Origin of the sequence: Oceanisphaera sp. IT1-181, assembly GCF_033807535.1 — a bacterium.
In the GTDB taxonomy this organism is placed as follows: Bacteria; Pseudomonadota; Gammaproteobacteria; order Enterobacterales; family Aeromonadaceae; genus Oceanimonas.
Genome location: NZ_CP136856.1, coordinates 2045979 through 2066085, shown reverse-complemented (window position 1 = coordinate 2066085; position 20107 = coordinate 2045979). Strand labels below are relative to the sequence as shown.

The following is a 20107-nucleotide window of genomic DNA, read 5'->3' as shown; positions in this document are numbered from 1 at the left end:
CCTCAAATTACCTAACTGTCTCAGGAGATGTTGATGCCTTCTCGTCAAGTGCTGGCCAATGCCGTGCGCGCACTCAGTATGGATGCGGTACAGAAAGCCAATTCCGGCCACCCCGGAGCCCCTATGGGCATGGCTGATATTGCTGAGGTGTTGTGGCGCCATTACCTTAAGCACAACCCCAGTAACCCAGACTGGGCCGATCGGGACCGCTTTATCTTGTCCAACGGTCACGGCTCCATGTTGTTGTACTCCTTGCTGCACCTGACGGGCTATGAGTTATCTATCGAGGATCTGAAACAGTTCCGCCAACTGCATTCTAAAACACCAGGCCATCCGGAATACGGTTATGCGCCGGGTATAGAAACCACCACAGGCCCATTAGGCCAAGGCATCACCAATGCCGTAGGCATGGCGATTGCTGAAAAATCACTGGCCGCGCAGTTTAACCGTCCCGGTCATGATGTGGTCGATCACCACACCTACACCTTCTTGGGTGATGGTTGCTTAATGGAAGGTATCTCTCACGAAGCCTGTTCATTAGCCGGCACCTTAGGTCTTGGCAAGCTGATTGCCTTTTGGGATGACAACGGCATCTCTATCGATGGCGAGCTAGACGGCTGGTTTAGTGACGATACCCCTAAGCGCTTTGAAGCTTACGGCTGGCAGGTTATCGCCGGCGTTGACGGCCACGACAGCGCAGCACTCACTGCTGCCATCGATGCCGCTCGCGCCGACACTACCCGCCCAACGCTCATCTGCTGCAAAACCGTGATTGGTTTTGGCTCACCAAACAAAGCCGGCACTGCCGACTGTCATGGTGCACCTTTAGGTGATGCAGAAATTGCCGCTACCCGTGCGCAGTTAGGTTGGGAACATGCTCCTTTTGAAATCCCTTCCGATATTTATGCCGAGTGGGATGCCAAAGAAAAAGGTGCCGCTGCAGAAGCTCAGTGGAATAAAGAGTTTGCTGCTTACCAAGCTGCACACCCTGAATTATCCGCTGAATTTAGCCGTCGTGTATCTGGCGAATTACCTGCAGATTGGGCACAAACAAGTAGCGACTTTATTAAAAATCTGCAAGCTAACCCCGCGACCATCGCTACTCGTAAAGCGTCACAAAACTCACTGGATGCGTTTGGTGCCATTTTACCTGAGCTGTTGGGTGGCAGTGCCGACTTAGCACCTTCTAACCTGACCATACACAAATCGTCTCAAGCGATCAGCGCGAAAGATTTCAGCGGTAACTACCTGCACTACGGTGTACGTGAGTTTGGCATGAGCGCCATCATGAACGGCGTGGCCTTGCACGGCGGCTTTATCCCGTACGGCGGCACTTTCTTGATGTTTGTGGAATATGCGCGTAACGCCCTGCGTATGGCCGCACTGATGAAGCAACGCGCCATTTTCGTTTACACCCACGACTCTATCGGTCTGGGTGAAGACGGCCCAACCCACCAGCCGGTTGAGCAAATTGCCTCATTGCGCTTAACGCCAAACATGAGCACGTGGCGCCCTTGCGATCAGGTAGAATCTGCCGTCGCGTGGAAGTCCGCCATTGAGCGTAAAGATGGTCCTACGTCTTTGATTTTCTCTCGTCAGAACTTAGGCCAAATTGAGCGCAACGAGCAGCAATTGGCAGACGTCGCTAAAGGCGGTTATGTGCTGAAAGACTGTTCAGGCACGCCTGAGCTGATCATCATCGCCACCGGTTCAGAAGTTGAACTGGCCGTAGCGGGTTATGAACAACTGACTGCCCAAGGCAAGCAAGTACGCGTAGTTTCACTGCCGTGTACTGACGTGTTTGATGCTCAGTCTGCTGAATATAAAGAAAGCGTATTGCCAGCAGCCGTATCTAAGCGTTTGGCCGTAGAAGCAGGCATCGCCGATTACTGGTTTAAGTATGTAGGCCTAAACGGCGACATCATCGGCATGCACACCTTCGGTGAGTCTGCACCAGCGGGTGAACTGTTCAAGCTGTTCGGCTTTACCGTTGAAAATGTTGTCGAAAAAGCGAATGCACTTCTTGTTGGCTAAGAGCTGCTGGCTAAGAGCTACTAAGTAAGAATGCAAAGAAGCTAATTTAATACGCTCAGCGTATTGTTAATAAGAACCGGCCAACTGGCCGGTTTTTTTATGGGCGAAGGGTAGGGCAGTTACTGAATACACGGCCGTACGCTTTACGTCGTACGCTGTAATTCCAGAGGCGATCCTTTGTTTGGGTTTAACTTATGGCGTACCGCATAAGGTGTGCCACTATGTTTTAAGCCGTCTTCCTGAAGAAAGTCAGGATCTCGCATTTTTCCTTTCACTGTTACTAATTCGTCACTCAGCTTAGAGGCAACAGCGTCACCTCCCGCGACACGGCAGCAAGCTGATCTCTGTTGCCTCTCCTTAAGCACCGAGTTGTCTGTAGGTCATCCAAAGACAACTACGCAGCGCGGCTGTTAATAATAACTGTGTACATGGTTATTTTTATCGGCAACATTCAATTGAACTTCATCCTCATTCCGTCCAAAATGGCCTCATTTGAAAAACCATACTGCATATGAGTGAAGAGGTTGAAAATGAAAATTATGGTGCGGAGCGCCTATTTTATTTTTCGCCCCAAGTGCCTGTTTTGCTGCAAGCAGATGCTTACATGTGCTCGTATAGTTTTTAAATAGTTTAATAATCAGATGCTTATAGTTGTTGTATTTGTTGATACCGATCATAGCTAAGGATCAATATGAGCATGAGTGTAAACGCGCATGCGCAGTATTAAAAATGTTAAGTTTTAAGTTTTAAGGAGGAAGCGTGAGAATCGAGCCAGGATCGGAAAAGGATTCAGATCAATGCAGAGCAATTATTCACGAATATTACAAATGTTATGATGCGTTTGAGCAGTTTCGTATGATTGGAGAACGTTTGATATTAAGTGGACAAAATAACGAAATATCTTATCGTGCTTATAATTCATACTCTTATTTCATTCTTCATTTGTACGAATTTCTCATGGCCTGCCATGCGCGAGAGGCACATAACACCAGCATTACAAACAAAAAAGGGCGTGATCGCACCGAATATCTTGATGCATTAGTAATGAGCGACACGAATAGAGTTATTAGTAAAACCATTGATAATATTCGTCTAGGCATTGCACCAAACTGGGAAAATGATATTTCTCATTATGAAAGTTTATTACCTGTCCCTCCGAGTTTCGCAGAAGATTTTAGAATATATAGAAATAAAATATCTGGACATGCATCCTTTGAACGGATATCTGAATTAAATCTGACTGAGTTTTATGAAAAATATCATTTTTATCTTCACCTTCTTTATAGAGTTGAAGGTAGTTGGTGGGGGCGTAATCGTGATGATTTTCCTTGTTTGAAGGATGTCACTAACTTTCTTAAAACAATTGCCAGTGAAACTTAACAAGGCATTCAACTCGGACTCCGTAATAACGTCACCCGTTTTGCAAAAACACGCAAAACAGTCGCCAACATTACTTCGCCGGTTAACGCGGCGTTATACGTTTCACTAATTTCCCCATACATGTAGTCCATAAGGAAAAAATAATAATGAAGTTTCATGGAACAATCGAAGGACTAACAGAAAAATTAGCTCCTTTAAAAACTAGCGTTTTTGAAGAAAAAAAAGGTGATGTTCATAAAATTACTTTCAGTGATAATGAATACATAACGTGGAATGAAACAACAGGAACTATTGAAACAAAATGTGAAAAAGAGATTGCGTCTCTATTAAAAACAATATTCAATATTTACATTCACAATTCAATAGATACCGAATTGAACTCAAAGCAGGAAAACTTTTTAGGCGACATATATCCAGATTCAGAAGTTGTTGTTGGGTTGGTTGGAGCAATAGGAAGTAGGCTTGGTCAATTAACTGATATTTTGAAGGGATATTTAAATGACCGGTTTAAATATGATGTAGAGATTATTGGGGTTTCATCAGAAATAATCAAAAAGCATAAAGAGTCTGAATTATCATCTGAAAATGAATTCGAACGAATTAAATCATTCATGGATGCGGGAAATCAATTAAGGAATAGCAGTAAAGATAATAGTTTTGTTGCTTTAGATGTGGCTCGAGTAATCTCAGAAGTTAGGGCGAAAAGGAAAGTTGATGGAAAAACTGGAAGGGTTGCTTATATTATAAACTCTTTAAAGCATGATGCTGAAATAAAAAGATTGCGCCAAATTTATTCTGAAGGGTTTTACCAAATTTCCTTGTATGAAAGTTCACAAAGAAGAAGTGAATATCTTATAAAAGATAAAGGCATGATGATTGAGCAAGTGAATGAGTTGATTCAAAGAGATGAAGGTGAGAAAGATGGGCATGGTCAACATACGCGTGATGCATTTCATTTAGCTGATTATTTTGTTAAATACGAAGGCTCATATGATGGACTTAGAAATTCTTGTTATAGGTTTCTTAGTTTGATTTTTGGTGATCCCTTTATTACGCCAACTTTTGACGAATTTGCAACGTATATGGCATTTACTTCTTCTTTACGTTCCGCCGACTTATCTAGACAAGTGGGGGCTGTAATAGCTCGAGACAATACCATTCTTTCTACTGGTGCGAATGATATCCCCAAATTTGGTGGTGGGTTATACTGGCCTGTTGTAGATCCTGTAACGGGGGAAGTCTCTGATACTAGTGATGGACGAGATTATAAAAGAGCCGAAGATTCTAATGCGAAAGAAAAAGAAAAAATATCTACAGATTTAATAGAATCGTTAATAATAGCCATTGATGCTCTTGATATATCAGATGCGGATAATGTTACCAAAATTGGAGTTTTGAAAGATAAAGTAACGAGTATTGTTAAGGGTAGTAAAATTAAGGATATTACAGAGTATGGCCGAGTAGTACATGCAGAAATGGAAACATTAATGTCATGTAGTCGAGAAAGTATTTCAACTAAAGAGGCGACCCTTTATGCGACGACATTTCCTTGCCATAACTGTGCAAAACATATTATAGCTGCTGGGATCGAAAGAGTTGTGTTTGTAGAGCCGTACCCAAAAAGTAAGGCTTTAGACTTCCATAGGGAGTCCGTTACCATGGGTTTTGGAACTACCAAAGAAAAAATAATATTCGAACCTTTCGTTGGTGTGGGAGCTAGAAATTTCTTAAATGTTTTTTCTATGTCCCTAGGCTCGGGATATGAACTAAAAAGAAAATTAAAAGATGGTAGCACGGTAGCTTGGAGCCCTAATACATCTCAACTACGCACAGCATTACTGCCTTATTCATATATAGAAAGAGAGCAAAAAGCTAAAGAAAGAGTTCAAGAATTGCAACAAAACGTATAACAAGGCATTTAAACGGAACTAAAACAGTGGGTTACGTTTCGCTTCACTACACAGTATAACCCACAGTTTTAGTCCGCTTAATGCGGCGTTAACCGCATCCATTAAAGCTCCAACCTTAATTAAGTAGATCAAACTTACTTAATAAAAAACTGAGGCTGCTCCATTACCTAGTATCAATGGATCAGCCAAAGGCTCCGCTTGCTTTAGCTCACCAAAATATTGTGATGAACTAAAGCCATACTGGCAGCTTACAACTGCTTCAACCAGGCAATTAAATCATCCTCGCACATGGGCCTTGCGCGTAAGTAGCCTTGGCAAATGCCGCAGTTTAGCTCGTTCAAGGTGGCCAGTTGGGCGGGGGTTTCTACGCCTTCGGCGACCACTTCCATGTTTAGGGTGCGGGCTAACTCCAGTAAGCAGCTAATAATGGCTTTGTCTTGGGGGCGCTCGGCCACGTATTGAATAAAAGCGCGGTCTAACTTGATCTCATCCACCGGTAATTCTCGTAAATATGCGAAGGAGGAATAACCGGTACCAAAGTCATCAATCGAAATATTCAGACCTAACGCCTTAATGTGCGCCATGCGACTGCGACTATCGTGCAAGTTTTCTAAAAATACACCCTCAGTTACTTCCAGCGTTAAGCGCTGTCGGCAGCTGGGGTATTGGTGCATTAATAATGACAGCTGGGAAATAAAATCTGGGGCGTGAAAATGTCGGGCGCTGATATTGACCGACATCCGTTCTGGCCGATTGGGCAATGCTAGCCAGGCATTAAAGCGCACGCAGGCTTGCTGCAATACCCAGCTGCCAATATCGCAAATGAGTGAGGTTTCTTCGGCGATAGGGATAAAGATACCCGGCGGTATGGGCGCTTTGCCCTCGGGTAGCCAGCGTAATAACGCTTCTACGCCAGTCAACTGATTGTCTGCCACCCGTTGTTGTGGCTGAAAATACAGCTCCAGCTCATTGTTGTGCAGCGCTTGCTGCAGCGCATTGGCGATGGTGAGCCGCTCTTGAATTTCATCGGCCATTTCTTGGCTAAAAAACACATGGCTGCCCGGTGCCACTTGCTTGGCAATGTGGTTGGCGGTGTCCGCTTGGCGCAAATATTCCTCTAAACCTAATTCCGCCACTGGGAATAAGCTGATGCCCACGCTGGCACTCACATGCAAACGTAGGCTTTCAAATTGAAACGGCAATAAAAACTGCTCACCTAAACTGTGTGCCAATTGCTCGGCGCGGGTTTTAGCTTGGGTATAGCCATGGCCTAAATTTGGGCAAAGCAGTACAAACTCATCACTGCCAATGCGCGCTAAGCTGGCACCGTCAATTTGCGCGCTAAATTGCCGTAAACGCTCGGCCACCTGCATTAATAAGCTGTCACCAATGCGATAGCCCAGCGAGTCATTAATGCTTTTAAAGCCATCTAAATCCAGCAGTAACAAGGCACCACGGCTGGCTTCACTCTCGGCTTGGGCAATGGTGTGGCTAATGTGGTCGACCATATAATGACGATTGTGCAAGCCGGTGAGCTTATCGAAATAGGCCATGGTCTCGATGCGTTGCTGGGCCGATTTTTGCTGGGATAAATCTTCTACGCCACACACATAATGGATAACGCCTAGCTTATCTTTCACCTGTGACATACGCAGCATCACGGGTACCGTTTGACCGTCGGCCCGCTTGAGTTGTTGCTCGCCTTGCCAGCTTTGGTGCTGCTCTAAGCTGTGGGTGATGGTGTCTACACTGGCGTGAAAAGGGGTATCGGTACGCAAGCTTAAGGCCGAGCGGCCCAGTAATTTTTCACAAAAATAGCCACTGAGCTGTAAAAAAGCCTGATTGGCGCGCTGCACATGCAGCTGACTGTCGGTAATAAACTGACCTTGTTGTGCATCAAAGGCCACCGCCGCCACCATTAACGATTCTTGGTCGCGCCGGCGTAATAGCTCTGCGCACACTCGATATTCCAACTGCTCTAACACCGATTGCAGCTGGCTGGATGCAGGTAAGGGCTGTTTAAACAATAAGGCTAAATTACCGATGGTGTTACCTTCATGATCCCTGACCGACAGTCCCACATAGGCCTGAATATTGTGCTGTTGCAATAAATCAGCGTCGGGGAAAATGGCCGCCACATCTTGGTGATAGACATTAATCTGTTGGCTTTGGCCAATGCTCACTTCGCAGGGCGTGTTGGCCAGCCTAAAGCTAAAAGGCGGTTGCAGCTCACCATTAATGGCACAAGACACCACTCGCACTTTTTCTTGGGAGGGCGAGATTAAGCCCACCAGCGCCATATCTACCTGAAACAGGCGGGTTAATTGCAGCATTAATTGATTAAAAAAGTCTTGCCCAGTGTGGCGTAACAAGATTGGCGTCAGCGCTGCCAATTGCAGCTCTAGGCTGCTCAATGGCTCAGACGTCACCGGTTGGCTAATCAGCTGGGCCAATTGAGCGGCGAGGGTGGCCACAAACTGCATATCAGAGGAGGTGACCGCTGCGCGCGGGCGGGCATATTCTAGGCTTAGTACGCCGATTAATTTTTTATCCAGCAGTAGCGGCACATCGAGGCGATGCACAATGCCGTCGGTGGCCAAATAATTAAAAGCACTCAGCAGGGGTTGTTCGGCGCAGTGGCTGTAGCTTAAAGCGCCTCTTTGTTGCAAGGTCCGTAAATAATGGCGCTCGGCTTTCACGGGCTGCAAATTAAAGGCCATGCCTTGGCTATAGAGCGGGCGCAGCACTTCGTCATCCTGATAGTGGCGCCATAAGATTACCCGATCCGCATGTTGCTCGCTCAGCAGGGTATCAACCAACTGGGGCATGCTAATTAAGGCGTGGTGATCGTCGCCGTGTTGGCTCTGCCCTAATCGCCATTGCTGGGCGAGCTGCCACTCGGTAACGCCCAGTTGGTCGCATTGCTGGTGCGCCGACATATCGGCACTCAGCAGCCAATGATTATTCTCCACCGGGGCCAAGTGGCAAATCCAGCGGCGGCCCTTAATGGTGAGCGCTAAACTGGTGGCAGCACCATTCGCGCACACTTGCTCAAGTTGGCGTCTATCATCATCAGGCAACTGGCTTAACAGTGACTGTTTAGTATCAGGCAGGCGTAATTCGTCGCTGGGCAACGCCGTTAATGGCGTCAGGTAAAACTGCGCATCTAAACGGAAAAAGCAGAGCTGATGCAAAGGGCGATACAATGCAGGTAACTGCATACTATTGATATTCCTTGTGAATAGGCGCGGCCACTGCAGGATTATGAGAGCAGTTTGATAAAAATGGCAAAATTTGCGGCGATATAAGTGATCGAGCATCGCCATTGTAAATAATGAGACCGAGGTTGGCCATGATGTGAGAGCAATAAGTGTAAATAACTCAGTTGTTTAAATCATAGCCTTACCTTTTATAAGTTAAATTAATGAGTTAAATTAATGAGTTAAATAAGGTGTTGCTAATGTAGAGGTGGCTAGTATTATTAGGCAACTCTAATTTAATGAGGTGGCGCTATGACAATCATCAACTTTACACCTTGGTCAGCTTTACTGGGCGGTGCCTTTATTGGGGCAGGAGCCTTACTGCTGTTACTGGGTGCGGGAAAAATTGCCGGCATCAGCGGCATTATTGCGAGCTTAGGTAATAAGAGCAATCACGCCGATAAAAGCTGGCGCTTAGCGTTTTTGGTAGGGCTACTCTTGGTGCCGGCGCTGTTGTTCGCCAGTGATGCTATCGCCGTGCCGGAATTGGCAGGCTTTTCAGTGCTTAAGTTGGCCGCCGCTGGGCTGTTAGTCGGCATTGGCACACGCTTAGGCAATGGCTGTACCAGTGGCCATGGCATTTGTGGCATGGGGCGTTTTTCAATTCGCTCTGTGATAGCGACTGTGGTTTTTATTGCCGCTGGCATGGCGACCGTTACCTTGTTTGGCCTAGGGTCATGAACAATAGCGAGGCTAGGGCAATGAAGAATAATAACGCAGCATTGATGTTCATCGCCTTATTAGCGGGCGCCTTATTTGGCTTAGGGTTAGCCGTGTCCGGCATGATAGATCCCGCCAAGGTGCAGGGCTTTTTAAATATTACCGGTAGCTGGGACCCAAGCTTGGCGCTGGTGATGGGCGGAGCACTGGGTGTGTTTGCGCCGGGGTATTATTTATGGCGTCGTAGTGGCCGGGGCCAATGCGCATTGGGGAGCGACTTGCCTAAAGTGCCGGACCCGGTGATCGATAAGCGCTTACTCATCGGTGCCGCCATGTTTGGCGTAGGCTGGGGATTGGTAGGCATTTGCCCCGGGCCTGCGATAGGTCTGCTGGGCAGCATGCAATGGCAAGCCGGTGTTTTTGTACTAGCCATGCTGGCCGGATTTTGGCTGGTGGGGAAGTTCAGCAAGTAGCGCCAAGCTCCAAGCTAAGAAAATCTAAGTGCTGTTTTTGCCACGGAATACACGGAATTACACAGAAAAGAGCAACAACAGATAATGCTTATATGGTAAGCGCTTACCGTTAATCATTGTTACTTGGTTACTGTTTTTTCGTCCGTGTTGTTCCGTGTATTCCGTGGCGAGAGAGTCTTTAATTACTGGTTTTAGCTGGGCGCCTGGTGCTAGGCGCTCGGCGCTTATTCTTCAGTTAAATAATTCAATACCACTTCGTGGTGGTCTTTGGTTTTGAACTTGTCGAAGACGTGGGCAACGGTGCCAGACTCATCAATCAAGAAGCTAATGCGGTGAATACCGTCGTACTCTTTACCCATAAACTTCTTGAGCCCCCACACGCCAAAGGCGTCGGCCACGGCGTGGTCTTCGTCAGAAAGTAGCGTAAAGTTCAGCGCATCTTTCTCTTCAAACTTCTTCAAACGTGCCACCGGATCTGGGCTAATGCCCAACACTACGGTATTAAGTGCTGCCAGCTCAGTTTGGCTATCGCGCAGGCTGCAGGCTTGTACTTTACAGCCTGGGGTCATGGCTTTAGGATAAAAATAAACCAACACTTTTTGGCCGCTAAAGTCACTTAAGCTTACGGCGTGACCGTTTTGGTCGTGTAAGGTAAAGGCGGGAGCTGGGCTGCCAGCAGGTAAATAAGTCATGAAAGGCCTATCCAAAGATGAAGGGAGTGGCCGTTGATCCTAGCATAAATTGGCTTTGTCTCCAGCGGCTCTCTTGTATTCACCCTTGGGCGCTACTACCATAACCGCTCATTTCAACCTGACTTTTTTACGGGCTTAGGCTGTTTACGGGTTCAGACTTGCTGCTAGCCAGAACAAGCCGGCGCACTCGCTAACTTAGGTTTTTCGTGAAATAAGGTAAAGTGTTAGGCGCTAGATGAAGCTTATGTTTATCATGGCCAGTCGACTGATGTTAGGTCAGTTAAGCTGAGCATCCTTGACTATGAGACTGGTTACGAAAGTGACTGCAAAAGCTGGCTAGAAAAAGTGGCTTAGAAAGAATGAGCTACAAAAAGTGTGCGATAAAAAGTTGCCTCTAGAAAAACCAGAGCGCTAACCGGTAAAGTAAGCGTTAATTAAAGCGGAGTTAATAGGGCGTGGATAAACTTTTGAACAAAAATAAGATGATAATCAGCCTGCTGGCCGTGAGTGTACTCGCAGGCTGCAGCAATCCCGAAAAGCGTGCACAGGCAAATCGGGGGTTTGATTATGAAGATGCCACCCTCAGAACCGCTCCTTTGATGATACCTGCAGGGTTAGTCGCGCCGGATTTTAATACCGACTATGTCATTCCGAAAGCCAGCGCCCTTGAGAGCGCGGGTGTAACCGGCAAAGCGGTAGATGTGCGCCCACCTACTCAAGTCTTACCCTTAGTACGTGGCTCACAAATACTCGAAAGCGGCAGTGGCTTGTGGTTTTATCAGCAGCGCCTCGACCAGCCTTTACAGCAAGAGCTGAACACAGCGCTCGCCGCTTTCTTTAAAGATAAAAAGGCTGATGCCACTGAAACCGCATTGGGTTGGAGCAGTAATGGCAATCCCATTAGCAGCCCTAAGCAGCGCTTTAACTGGCAGCTGAACGCCGATGACGTGCGCCGCGCGGTCTCGCTGCAAGTAACCTTAGTGGAATCAGAGTTGAAAGCAGACGCTAAGCAAAGAGACGAAGCGGCCATGCTTAACGCTTTCTCATTGTCTTACCAGCGCGAGTTAACTCAGCAGCAAGACTTGTTAGACAGAAGTCCTATCCAGTTGACGCTACAGTCTGAGCAAGGTCGTCTATTGGTGAATGAGGGTTATGATCGCAGCTGGAAACGCTTAGTGACCTTATTACCTAAGCTTGGCTTTGAACTCACCAACCGCCAGCAAGCGCTGGGCTATGTGGATGTGGAGTTTGATGGCATGAGAAAGGGCAAGTGGGAAGACTTAAAGCTACCCGCCCTGAACATTCCTGAGCAAGCCTACCGCGTACAATTAGGTGACTTGGGTGAGCAAAGCAGCATTACGCTCAGCGATAAAAACAAAGTGCCGGTCTCGGCGGATATTTTACGCCAACTGAGCAATACCTTAGTGCCAGCCTTTGAGCGCACCGACTTAATTCGTTAATGCGGCCTTAATTGTTCAGCACTCTGCACACAGCCCCGTTTATCGGGGCTGTGTTGTTTTTATGTGAGAGTTCTTTTGTAGAAGCCGCTTTAGCCGGCTGATGGCGCGCAGCGGCATTGCAGGATATGGCTCCGCAAAACTTTGTAGTGTGGCCGTCTCTTCGGCGAAGAGGACTTCGCCACGGTTTTGGTTTTTAAAACATCCAGCTACGCTGGCCCGCCGAATAAATTGGCGGCTACAAGTGATCTATTCTTCGCTCTTCATTCAATATTACCCTTTAACGCATAGTTGTTAACGATGAGGGTATAATGGCGCCATGACCACCATAGAACAGGGCTTCCTGTTAACCCGCCACAGTCGCGACCGCCATGGCCGCAGTGAAATTATCTATTGGCTAAATACCGCCAAGGGGTCGGTGCGCCTGCAATTGTCTGGCGAGCGGCCATTATTTATGGTGCCCATTGAGCAACGCACGCAGGCCGAGCACACCTTAAACCAAGCGCAACTGCCCTATGTATGGTCTGAGCTGGGGTTACAAACCTTAGAGCTGGCACCGGTGGCGGTACTGTATTTTACCAGTATTGCCCAGCACAGAGCCGCCGCCGATGCACTGCGGGCGGCGGGCGTCAGTGTGTTTGAAGATGATATTCGCCTGCATGAGCGGTTTTTATTAAGCCGCTTTATTCGCGGTGGTGTGGCCTTTATTAGCCAACAACAAGTGGGCCAAGCGCTAACCGGCCAGAAACAAGCCAACGAAGAGCATAACGCGCCAAGCTTTCGCCACTTTACGCAAGCGCGCTTAAAACCCAGCAGCTACGAGCCCCAGTTTAGGGTGCTGTCGCTGGACATTGAATGCTCCGGCCAAGGCGAGTTGTATTCTATTGGCCTGTACGGTGATGGCGATGACTTACATGAAGAGAAGCTGGCGCGGGTGTTGATGATAGGGCAGCCCGAGCCTGCCGACACCGATATTCAGTGGTTCATGGATGAAGCAGCCTTGCTCAAAGCCCTGGAGCAAACGTTAAGCCAGTACGATCCGGATATTATTATTGGCTGGAACGTGGTGGGGTTTGATTTTAAGTTATTACTGCGTCGCGCCGCCTTGCATGGCCTAACGTTACGTCTTGGCCGTGGGGGCGAGCCGGCCTTTATGCGCGAGTCGAGCTTTACTGGTCAAACCTTTATTACCCTGCCCGGGCGCGTGGTGATCGACGGCATAGATGCGCTTAAAACGGCCTGTTATCAGTTTGACAGCTTTAGCCTAGAGAATGTGGCACAGCAGTTGTTAGGGCGGGGCAAGCAAACCGAAGATGTGGCCAATCGCTTAGCTACCATTACCCGAGATTTCTTTCAAAATAAGCCCAAATTGGCCGCCTATAACTTAGAAGACTGCCGCTTGGTGTGGGATATTTTTGTGCATACCCGCTTGCTGGATTTTTTACGGCTGCGCAGTCAATTAACCGGACTTGAACTGGATCGCATCGGCGGCTCGGTGGCGGCCTTTACTCAGGTATATTTGCCGCACTTGCACCGCGCAGGCTTTGTGGCACCCAATTTACCGGCCGGTGGTGGCTTGGCCAGTCCCGGCGGTTATGTAATGGACTCACGCCCCGGCTTATATCGCCATGTGTTGGTGCTGGACTTTAAAAGCCTGTATCCGGCCATTATTCGCACTTTTCATATCGACCCCTTAGGGCTGGTGTTGGGCTTGCAAGAAGCGGATGCCATTCCGGGTTTTAGGGGCGCGCGTTTTTCACGCACTCATCATTTTTTACCTGCCATCATCAAGCATTTATGGCAAGAGCGCGATCAAGCCAAACGCGAGCAAGACCAACCCCGCTCCCAAGCCATTAAAATTTTAATGAATTCGTTTTACGGCGTGCTGGGCTCCGGCGGTTGTCGTTTTTACGATACCCGTTTAGCATCGTCCATCACCTTGCGTGGCCATGAAATTATGCAACAAAGTGCCCGCTGGATAAGCGATCAACATCATGAGGTGATTTATGGCGACACCGACTCTTTGTTTGTGTTGCTAACCGGTGAGCAAGATGAGCACAGCGGTCGTAAAGAAGGGCAGCGCTTAGCCAAGCTGGTCACTCAACAATGGCAGCAAAAGTTGGCCGAAGAGTTTCAGTTAGACAGTGAATTAGAGCTGCAATTTGAATGTTATTTTGCCCGATTTTTAATGCCGACCATTCGTGGCCAAGAGCAGGGATCGAAAAAACGCTACGCCGGTTTAAGCAGTCATAATGGCGTGCAGGAGTTGGTCTTTAAAGGGCTGGAAACCGTGCGTTCAGACTGGACGCAGCTGGCCAAGCATTTTCAAACTGAGTTATATCGGCTGGTTTTTAATGATGAAGATCCCAGTGATTTTGTGCGCACCACCTTAGAGAAAACCTTAAGTGGTGAGTTTGATGCGGACTTAGTGTATCGCAAACGGTTACGCCGGCCGCTGGCGCAATACGTGAAGTCTCAACCACCCCAAGTACGCGCCGCCCGCCAAGCAGATGAGCACAACGCCCGCCTAGGGCGGCCGCTGCGCTATCAAAACAAAGGCATTATTCGTTACTTGATGACGGTGAATGGCCCTGAGCCAGAAGAATATGTGCGCTCTCAGCTGGACTATCAGCATTACGTAGACCGCCAACTCAAGCCCGTCGCCGACGCCATCTTGCCCTTTATCGGCTTAAGCTTTGAGGCCTTAATCGGCCAGCAGCTGGGGTTGTTTTAAGCCGCTGTGATGTTTTCGTAGATACTCTGTTGGACGTCAAGATTTTATATGCTGTTCACTGAACAATAACGTCGAATCAAACGGCGTTTCTGTCTTCATACAGGCCCACAAGCCAGTGAGATATTTTCTCATTATCGCGCACTGAGCCTGTATCTTTTTCTTGCCACGTGAGACCAACGCCTCTGAAAATGCTTTGGCCCTGACGTCGTGCTGAGCTGCACACATCGCTGGCATATATAATGCCGAGCGAAGGTACGCATTACCTGCTTTACTGAGCCGTGCAGGTCGGTTAACACTTGTTCCTGACTGCGTGAGACGCACATCAAGCCCTGCAAATCGACTAACTTGTGGCGCTTTTAAATCCTTAGGTAGGACGCATAATTCAGCCAACACAATGAGTGCTGTTGCCCTTCCTACGCCCTTCGCAGCAGACATATTCTTTAAATGCAGAGAAAGTATTTCTGACTCTGCAATTAACGCGAGGGCGGCCTGCGTCAGACGGTCAATACGCCGGCTTAGCATATCAATCCCGTCCTCCTCATCCTCGATTATCATCGGCATCGTTGCCTGTTTGGCTTGCAACGCATGCAACCGGTTCTTCGCTTGGGTGCGTGTACCAGTGAGGCGGTTAATCTGCCTACCGATGTCCCGCAGGCCAAGGTGGCTCTCGCTTGGTGGTGTCCAGAGTCGAGGCTCCATACGCTCACCGTACTCAGCCAACAGGGCCGAGTCGATACCATCGGTCTTGCTTCCCGTCAGCTTAAGCGTAGCAAAGTGATGGAAGCTTTTGGGGTTAATAACGGCGACGGGTAATCCTGCTTTTACCAAGGCGACGGCCAAGTCAAAATAGTAAATTCCCGTCGCTTCCATCACGATAAGAGAAGCCGTTTTAGCCAGGAGTCGTTTGACTGCTTTGGCGTGCCCTTGGGGTGTTTGTTTGAACTGCTCAACTTTAGATGACCGACCATTACTTCTCATCACGAGGTCAAATGTTTTAGCTGCAATATCAATCCCCACAAAGACGTTCATGGCCTTTCCTTTAAGCAATGGTTTGTTAGATAATGGTCACTGGTTCCTCGACCTCGTACTTTATGCAACCTCAACCTTGTGATGCGAAGTCCGATTCTTATCGGCTTCCTGATACTCTTCGAGCTTTGCAATGAGGCGGGGAGCCAATCTACAAACGAGGTCAGTAAATACTGCCTCCAGGTGCCAACGGCTTCCCCAGTAACTGTTAAATACTCTATCAATTCATCTGACTTAAACATACAAGGAGCCAATTTATTCGGCACGGTGTTTTTTTAACTAAAACCCATTCTGCTACGCAGAACCGCCGAATAAATTGGCGGCTACAAGTGCGGCTATTACTTTTGGCTCGGTGCTGTTATTCACTATTCACTATTCACCTCACGCCTTCCGCCTCACTCTTCACGCCTTACATGTCTTAAAAATCAAACAACATCAACATGGCGGCTAGGTCGGGTTGCCATTGAAATTCCCGCATGTTGACACAATTACCGCTAATGGCGTTGCCTTTAAAGGTAATGCCCTCAGCCAGCAGGCGCTGTCGTTGTTCAAGCCAAGCGGGGCTGCCTTTGGGCAGGCTAATGCGGCCGTCGGCACCGACGACGCGGTGCCAAGGTAGGGCATTCACGTCTTGATTGCGTAGCGTATGGCCCACCAAGCGAGCGCGGCCGGGCAAGCCGGCTAAGTCCGCCAGCTGCCCATAGCTCACCACAAAACCTTCAGGCACCAACGCCAAGAGTTTAAGAATTTTGGTTTGGCTAGTGGTGAGTGCTGTGCTCATTAATCGCCGCTTAAGAGAAAGTGCGCGTTAAGTCGTTTAGCCCTTGTGAGCGATCCAGCAGCTCTTTACTTGAGTCTTCCACCTGGGTGATTTTGCTTAAGTTGGCTGAAGAAGTGGTCGAAATGTGATGTACGTTATGGCTAATCTCTTCTGCCACTTGTTGCTGTTGCTCAGCGGCGGAAGAAATTTCTACCGTAATGGCCACTATCTGATCGATTTCACTCACCACGCGGCTCAAGCTATTGCTACCGGCCTCGGCCGCCGCCACACACTCTTGGCTGTGCGCCATATTGGTGTCCATCATCACATGCCACTTGGCCAGCGTTTGCTGAATCTGAGTGATACTGGTTTGAATTTGCTCGGTGGCACCGTGAGTACGAGTAGACAGGGCGCGCACTTCTTCGGCCACCACCGCAAAGCCGCGACCATGCTCACCGGCCCGCGCCGCTTCAATGGCCGCGTTTAGCGCCAACAAGTTGGTTTGATCGGCAATGCCCTGAATTTCACTCATTAAGGTGCCAATGCGGTTCGACTCTTCGGTTAACGCCAGCGTCGCTTCTGCCGCTTGTTTCGCTTCCTCGGCCAAACCGACAATTCTGACTCGCGTTTGCTCTAATTGCTCTTGTGTCAGGTAGCATTGATTTTGCGCTTCTTCCGCATTATTGGCCGCTTGTTGAGTGTTTACCGTTATCTCATTGGCGGTGGCAGACATCTCATTAATGGCCGCGGCAATTTGATGGGTATCGCTGTCTTGCTGGCTTAAGTCACGGCGCGCGCCTGTCATGGCCGCCAACATAGAGCTGGCCAAGCCTTTTAGAGAGTCGGTGGCATCGTCCACGCGGCCCAAAATAGTGCGGGTGCGAGCTTGCCACATTTTAAGGTGGTAATCGGCGATGGCATGGGGGGCATCACCGGAATAGACCAAGCGCGAAATACTGTCGTACTCTTGGGTTAAGCTGCTTAAAAACTGCCGAGTACCCAACCATGACTTGCGATAACAAAGCGCTATCCAAGCCATAGGGAGCAGGCTCCACGCAAGTGTCGTCACGCCGCCTTTCAGGCCAATGGCGCCCAGCAAGGCCACTAACCCAATCAGGGGCAGCGCCGATTTAGCGGCGGTTAACCAAGTGGGGGAGCTGCGCTTTTGTTGCTCTTGTTTGAGTAATTGCCGATAGGCACCACTGGCAATATCTCGGGTCTTGTCATCGAGCTGGGTACGCACCGACTGATAGCCGGTAATTTTACCGTTTTCATAGATGGGCGTTACATAGGCATCTACCCAATAATAGCGGCCGTCTTTACAGCGATTTTTTACCGCGCCGCGCCAAGGGCGACCGGCTTTGGCATGCAGCCATAAGTCGTGAAACGCCGCCTTGGGCATATCTGGGTGGCGTACAATATTATGATTCTTACCGACAATTTCTTCAGGTAAATAACCCGCCACTCTACAAAAGATCTCGTTGGCATAAGTGATCACACCGCGTAAGTCGGTGGTCGACACCAATTGTTCTTGGTTGCTATAAGTGACTTCTTCATTTATTACATGTTCATTGCGTCGGTTCATAAATTGTCGCCTGCCATTAATCCATTAATATCTATCGATTATATCGACATTAAGATAATAAACTTGAGTAACTACTGGTTTTATCTCACTAAAACGGCGTTATTTGTGACTCAGCGGCGCCCTCGCCAGTTAAACTGGGTTAAAAATAATCAAGGCGGGGTAAATTAAGGCAAATAAGGATAAGCGCTAATAATATGACGGCTTAATTTCGCTCCCGGTTGCCTCTCATCTTATCTAACCGCTATTTAATTCTGAGTACTGGCCAGCCAAGCTTCATCCACTTGTATATACCAATTGCCCTCTGGGTCGATAAAGTTTTGCCGCCGATCTGCACTTACTCGGCCACCTGTCATCCAGCCCAGTTTGTGCTGGGCACGAAAGGCCGCGCTGGGTGGGGCTGTGCCCCATTGGCCGCGCTCACCACTGGCAGAGATAAAATGCTGAGCATGAGGCGGATAATATAAACGGCCTTTTAAGATCAATCGTTTGTGCTGGGGTACCAAACCTTGTTGTGCCAGTTTAGGCGCTACGTGAGGATGATTGCCCAGCATCAGTTGCGAGTTCAGCATATGTTGATGTTTACGACGCAGCTTGTCGCGCGGGTTAATGCCAAAGGCATGGTCGACGGCATTTTCTTGCTGGCTGACCAGATAGAATTTAACCGCTAACTCCCAGTGCTCTACTCTTTGGCTTTGTTGATCCCAAACTAAAAAATCGAAGGCGCCCAATGTGGTACCATCCAGCACCTGTTGCCAGTTATGGGCCAGCACCTGAAAGCGCGGGCTGTCGAGCAAAAAGAAGTGCCACAGCGCCTCAAAATAAAGGCCCAAACGGCGATGAGGCGCACAGTGTAAATGCAGCACTGTAGGCTGCTGGTCGAGCGCCAGTAAGCGGGGCTGATAGTCGTTGAGTAGCCGCTGATACCAAATGTTGTCTGGGGCCAGTGTTGAATCAGATAATAAATTAGGGCTGGCCAGCGCCCAAGCTAAGTCACGCACGGTTGCGTCTTTGAGCTGCGCTAATAAAGAAGATAAAGCAGTACTCATTTCTGGGAACCTTTTGTTTTACAATGTGTTATCAAATAGCACTGCACATAACACTTTATATAGCACGACATACAACAATGCATACTGGGCACACAGGGGGCAATATGAACAATTTAGAACTCGAGCAGCACCTAAATACGCTGCTAAACGTGCACGCCATCAAGGATTATTGCCCTAATGGCCTGCAAGTGGAAGGCAAAGCCGAGATCCGCACCGTGATCACGGGGGTGACGGCCAGCCAAGCGCTGATTGACCGCGCCATTGCCGTTAAGGCCGATGCGATATTGGTGCATCACGGTTATTTCTGGAAAGGAGAGAGCGAGTCGGTGCGCGGCATGAAACGCCGACGCCTGAAAGCCTTGCTCAGCCATGATATCAACCTTTATGCCTATCACTTACCGCTGGATATTGCCCCTGAGCTGGGTAATAACGCCCAGTTGGCCGCGCTATTGGGCATAAACCAGCTGCGACCACTGGAAGTGGGCAATGCACAATCGATACCCATGTGGGGTGAGTTGAGCGAGCCGCTGACCGGCCAGCAGCTGAGTGCGCGCTTAACCGAGCGCTTGGGGCTTAATGCGTCTGGAAGCAGAGTCGTGCAAGTGAGCGACACCGGCCCTGAGTTGATCCGCCGGGTAGGGCTGTGCACCGGTGGCGGCCAAGGTTATATAGAGTTGGCCGCCGAACAAGGCATGGACGCCTTTATTAGTGGTGAAATCTCCGAACAAACCGTGCACGTGGCGCGTGAGTATGGGCTACACTTTTTTGCCGCCGGCCATCATGCCACTGAACGCTATGGCGTGAAGGCATTGGGTGAGTGGCTGGCAAGCCAACATGGCTTAGCGGTAGAATTTATCGATATCGACAGTCCGGCTTAAGGCGTCGGTTAGTTGAAGTCGTGTATAACAGACAAAAAAAACCAGAGTCACAAGTACTCTGGTTTGCAGCAGCCACAAGGCTAAAAATTGTCGTTACTAACACACTTACAGGAAAAAACTAACTTAAGCAGAAAAACTAACTAAGCAGGAAAAACATTAAACAGAACACATTAAACAGCTAGAAAAACTGAACCTAGCGCTAAACTAAACAT

At 48.5% G+C, this 20107-nt stretch carries 14 protein-coding genes; 8 read left to right on the top strand and 6 right to left on the bottom strand.

Features of this window, described 5'->3' with window-relative positions:
• The first annotated feature begins 33 nt into the window (after positions 1–33).
• From tkt to R0134_RS09200, 3 genes are all read left to right on the top strand, one after another.
• On the top strand, positions 34–2034 hold the full coding sequence (gene tkt / locus R0134_RS09210; RefSeq protein WP_319781595.1) for a transketolase: 2001 nt from the start codon (positions 34–36) through the stop codon (positions 2032–2034).
• Positions 2035–2793: 759 nt separating this feature from the next.
• Positions 2794–3414, top strand: coding sequence for a hypothetical protein (locus R0134_RS09205; RefSeq protein ID WP_319781594.1), 621 nt, complete (start codon positions 2794–2796; stop codon positions 3412–3414).
• A gap of 146 nt (positions 3415–3560) precedes the next feature.
• Positions 3561–5324 carry an anti-phage dCTP deaminase gene (locus R0134_RS09200; RefSeq protein ID WP_319781592.1) on the top strand — a complete coding sequence of 588 codons (1764 nt, stop codon included), beginning with the start codon at positions 3561–3563 and terminating at the stop codon, positions 5322–5324.
• 248 nt (positions 5325–5572) lie between these two features.
• On the opposite strand, the gene R0134_RS09195 is transcribed toward R0134_RS09200, so the two are convergent.
• Positions 5573–8545: an EAL domain-containing protein gene (locus R0134_RS09195; RefSeq protein WP_319781590.1), complete on the bottom strand. Its 2973-nt coding sequence runs from the start codon at positions 8543–8545 to the stop codon at positions 5573–5575.
• A gap of 291 nt (positions 8546–8836) precedes the next feature.
• On the opposite strand from R0134_RS09195, the gene R0134_RS09190 reads away from it, so the two are divergent.
• Together R0134_RS09190 and R0134_RS09185 are read left to right on the top strand one after the other, a co-directional pair.
• Positions 8837–9265 (top strand): YeeE/YedE family protein, encoded by a 429-nt coding sequence (locus tag R0134_RS09190; RefSeq protein ID WP_319781589.1) that lies wholly within the window; start codon positions 8837–8839, stop codon positions 9263–9265.
• Positions 9266–9285: 20 nt separating this feature from the next.
• A complete protein-coding gene (locus R0134_RS09185; RefSeq protein WP_319781587.1) occupies positions 9286–9717 on the top strand; it encodes a DUF6691 family protein in 432 nt (143 codons plus the stop codon).
• A gap of 224 nt (positions 9718–9941) precedes the next feature.
• Here R0134_RS09185 and bcp read toward each other — a convergent pair whose 3' ends face one another.
• Positions 9942–10409, bottom strand: a complete 468-nt coding sequence (gene bcp / locus R0134_RS09180; RefSeq protein ID WP_319781586.1) for a thioredoxin-dependent thiol peroxidase — start codon at positions 10407–10409, stop codon at positions 9942–9944.
• 467 nt (positions 10410–10876) lie between these two features.
• On the opposite strand from bcp, the gene bamC reads away from it, so the two are divergent.
• On the top strand, positions 10877–11869 hold the full coding sequence (gene bamC / locus R0134_RS09175) for an outer membrane protein assembly factor BamC (RefSeq protein ID WP_319781585.1): 993 nt from the start codon (positions 10877–10879) through the stop codon (positions 11867–11869).
• A gap of 316 nt (positions 11870–12185) precedes the next feature.
• On the top strand, positions 12186–14600 hold the full coding sequence (locus tag R0134_RS09170; RefSeq protein ID WP_319781584.1) for a DNA polymerase II: 2415 nt from the start codon (positions 12186–12188) through the stop codon (positions 14598–14600).
• Between the two features lie 36 nt (positions 14601–14636).
• On the opposite strand, the gene R0134_RS09165 is transcribed toward R0134_RS09170, so the two are convergent.
• From R0134_RS09165 to R0134_RS09150, 4 genes are all read right to left on the bottom strand, one after another.
• Positions 14637–15629: an IS110 family transposase gene (locus R0134_RS09165; RefSeq protein WP_319781583.1), complete on the bottom strand. Its 993-nt coding sequence runs from the start codon at positions 15627–15629 to the stop codon at positions 14637–14639.
• A 415-nt stretch (positions 15630–16044) separates the two neighbouring features.
• On the bottom strand, positions 16045–16407 hold the full coding sequence (locus R0134_RS09160; RefSeq protein WP_319781582.1) for an MGMT family protein: 363 nt from the start codon (positions 16405–16407) through the stop codon (positions 16045–16047).
• Between the two features lie 10 nt (positions 16408–16417).
• Positions 16418–17971 (bottom strand): PAS domain-containing methyl-accepting chemotaxis protein, encoded by a 1554-nt coding sequence (locus tag R0134_RS09155; protein ID WP_319781581.1) that lies wholly within the window; start codon positions 17969–17971, stop codon positions 16418–16420.
• A 245-nt stretch (positions 17972–18216) separates the two neighbouring features.
• Positions 18217–19017, bottom strand: a complete 801-nt coding sequence (locus tag R0134_RS09150; protein WP_319781579.1) for a DUF1853 family protein — start codon at positions 19015–19017, stop codon at positions 18217–18219.
• Positions 19018–19121: 104 nt separating this feature from the next.
• Between R0134_RS09150 and R0134_RS09145 the strand changes: the two genes are divergently transcribed.
• On the top strand, positions 19122–19895 hold the full coding sequence (locus R0134_RS09145; protein WP_319781577.1) for a Nif3-like dinuclear metal center hexameric protein: 774 nt from the start codon (positions 19122–19124) through the stop codon (positions 19893–19895).
• Positions 19896–20107: the final 212 nt, after the last annotated feature.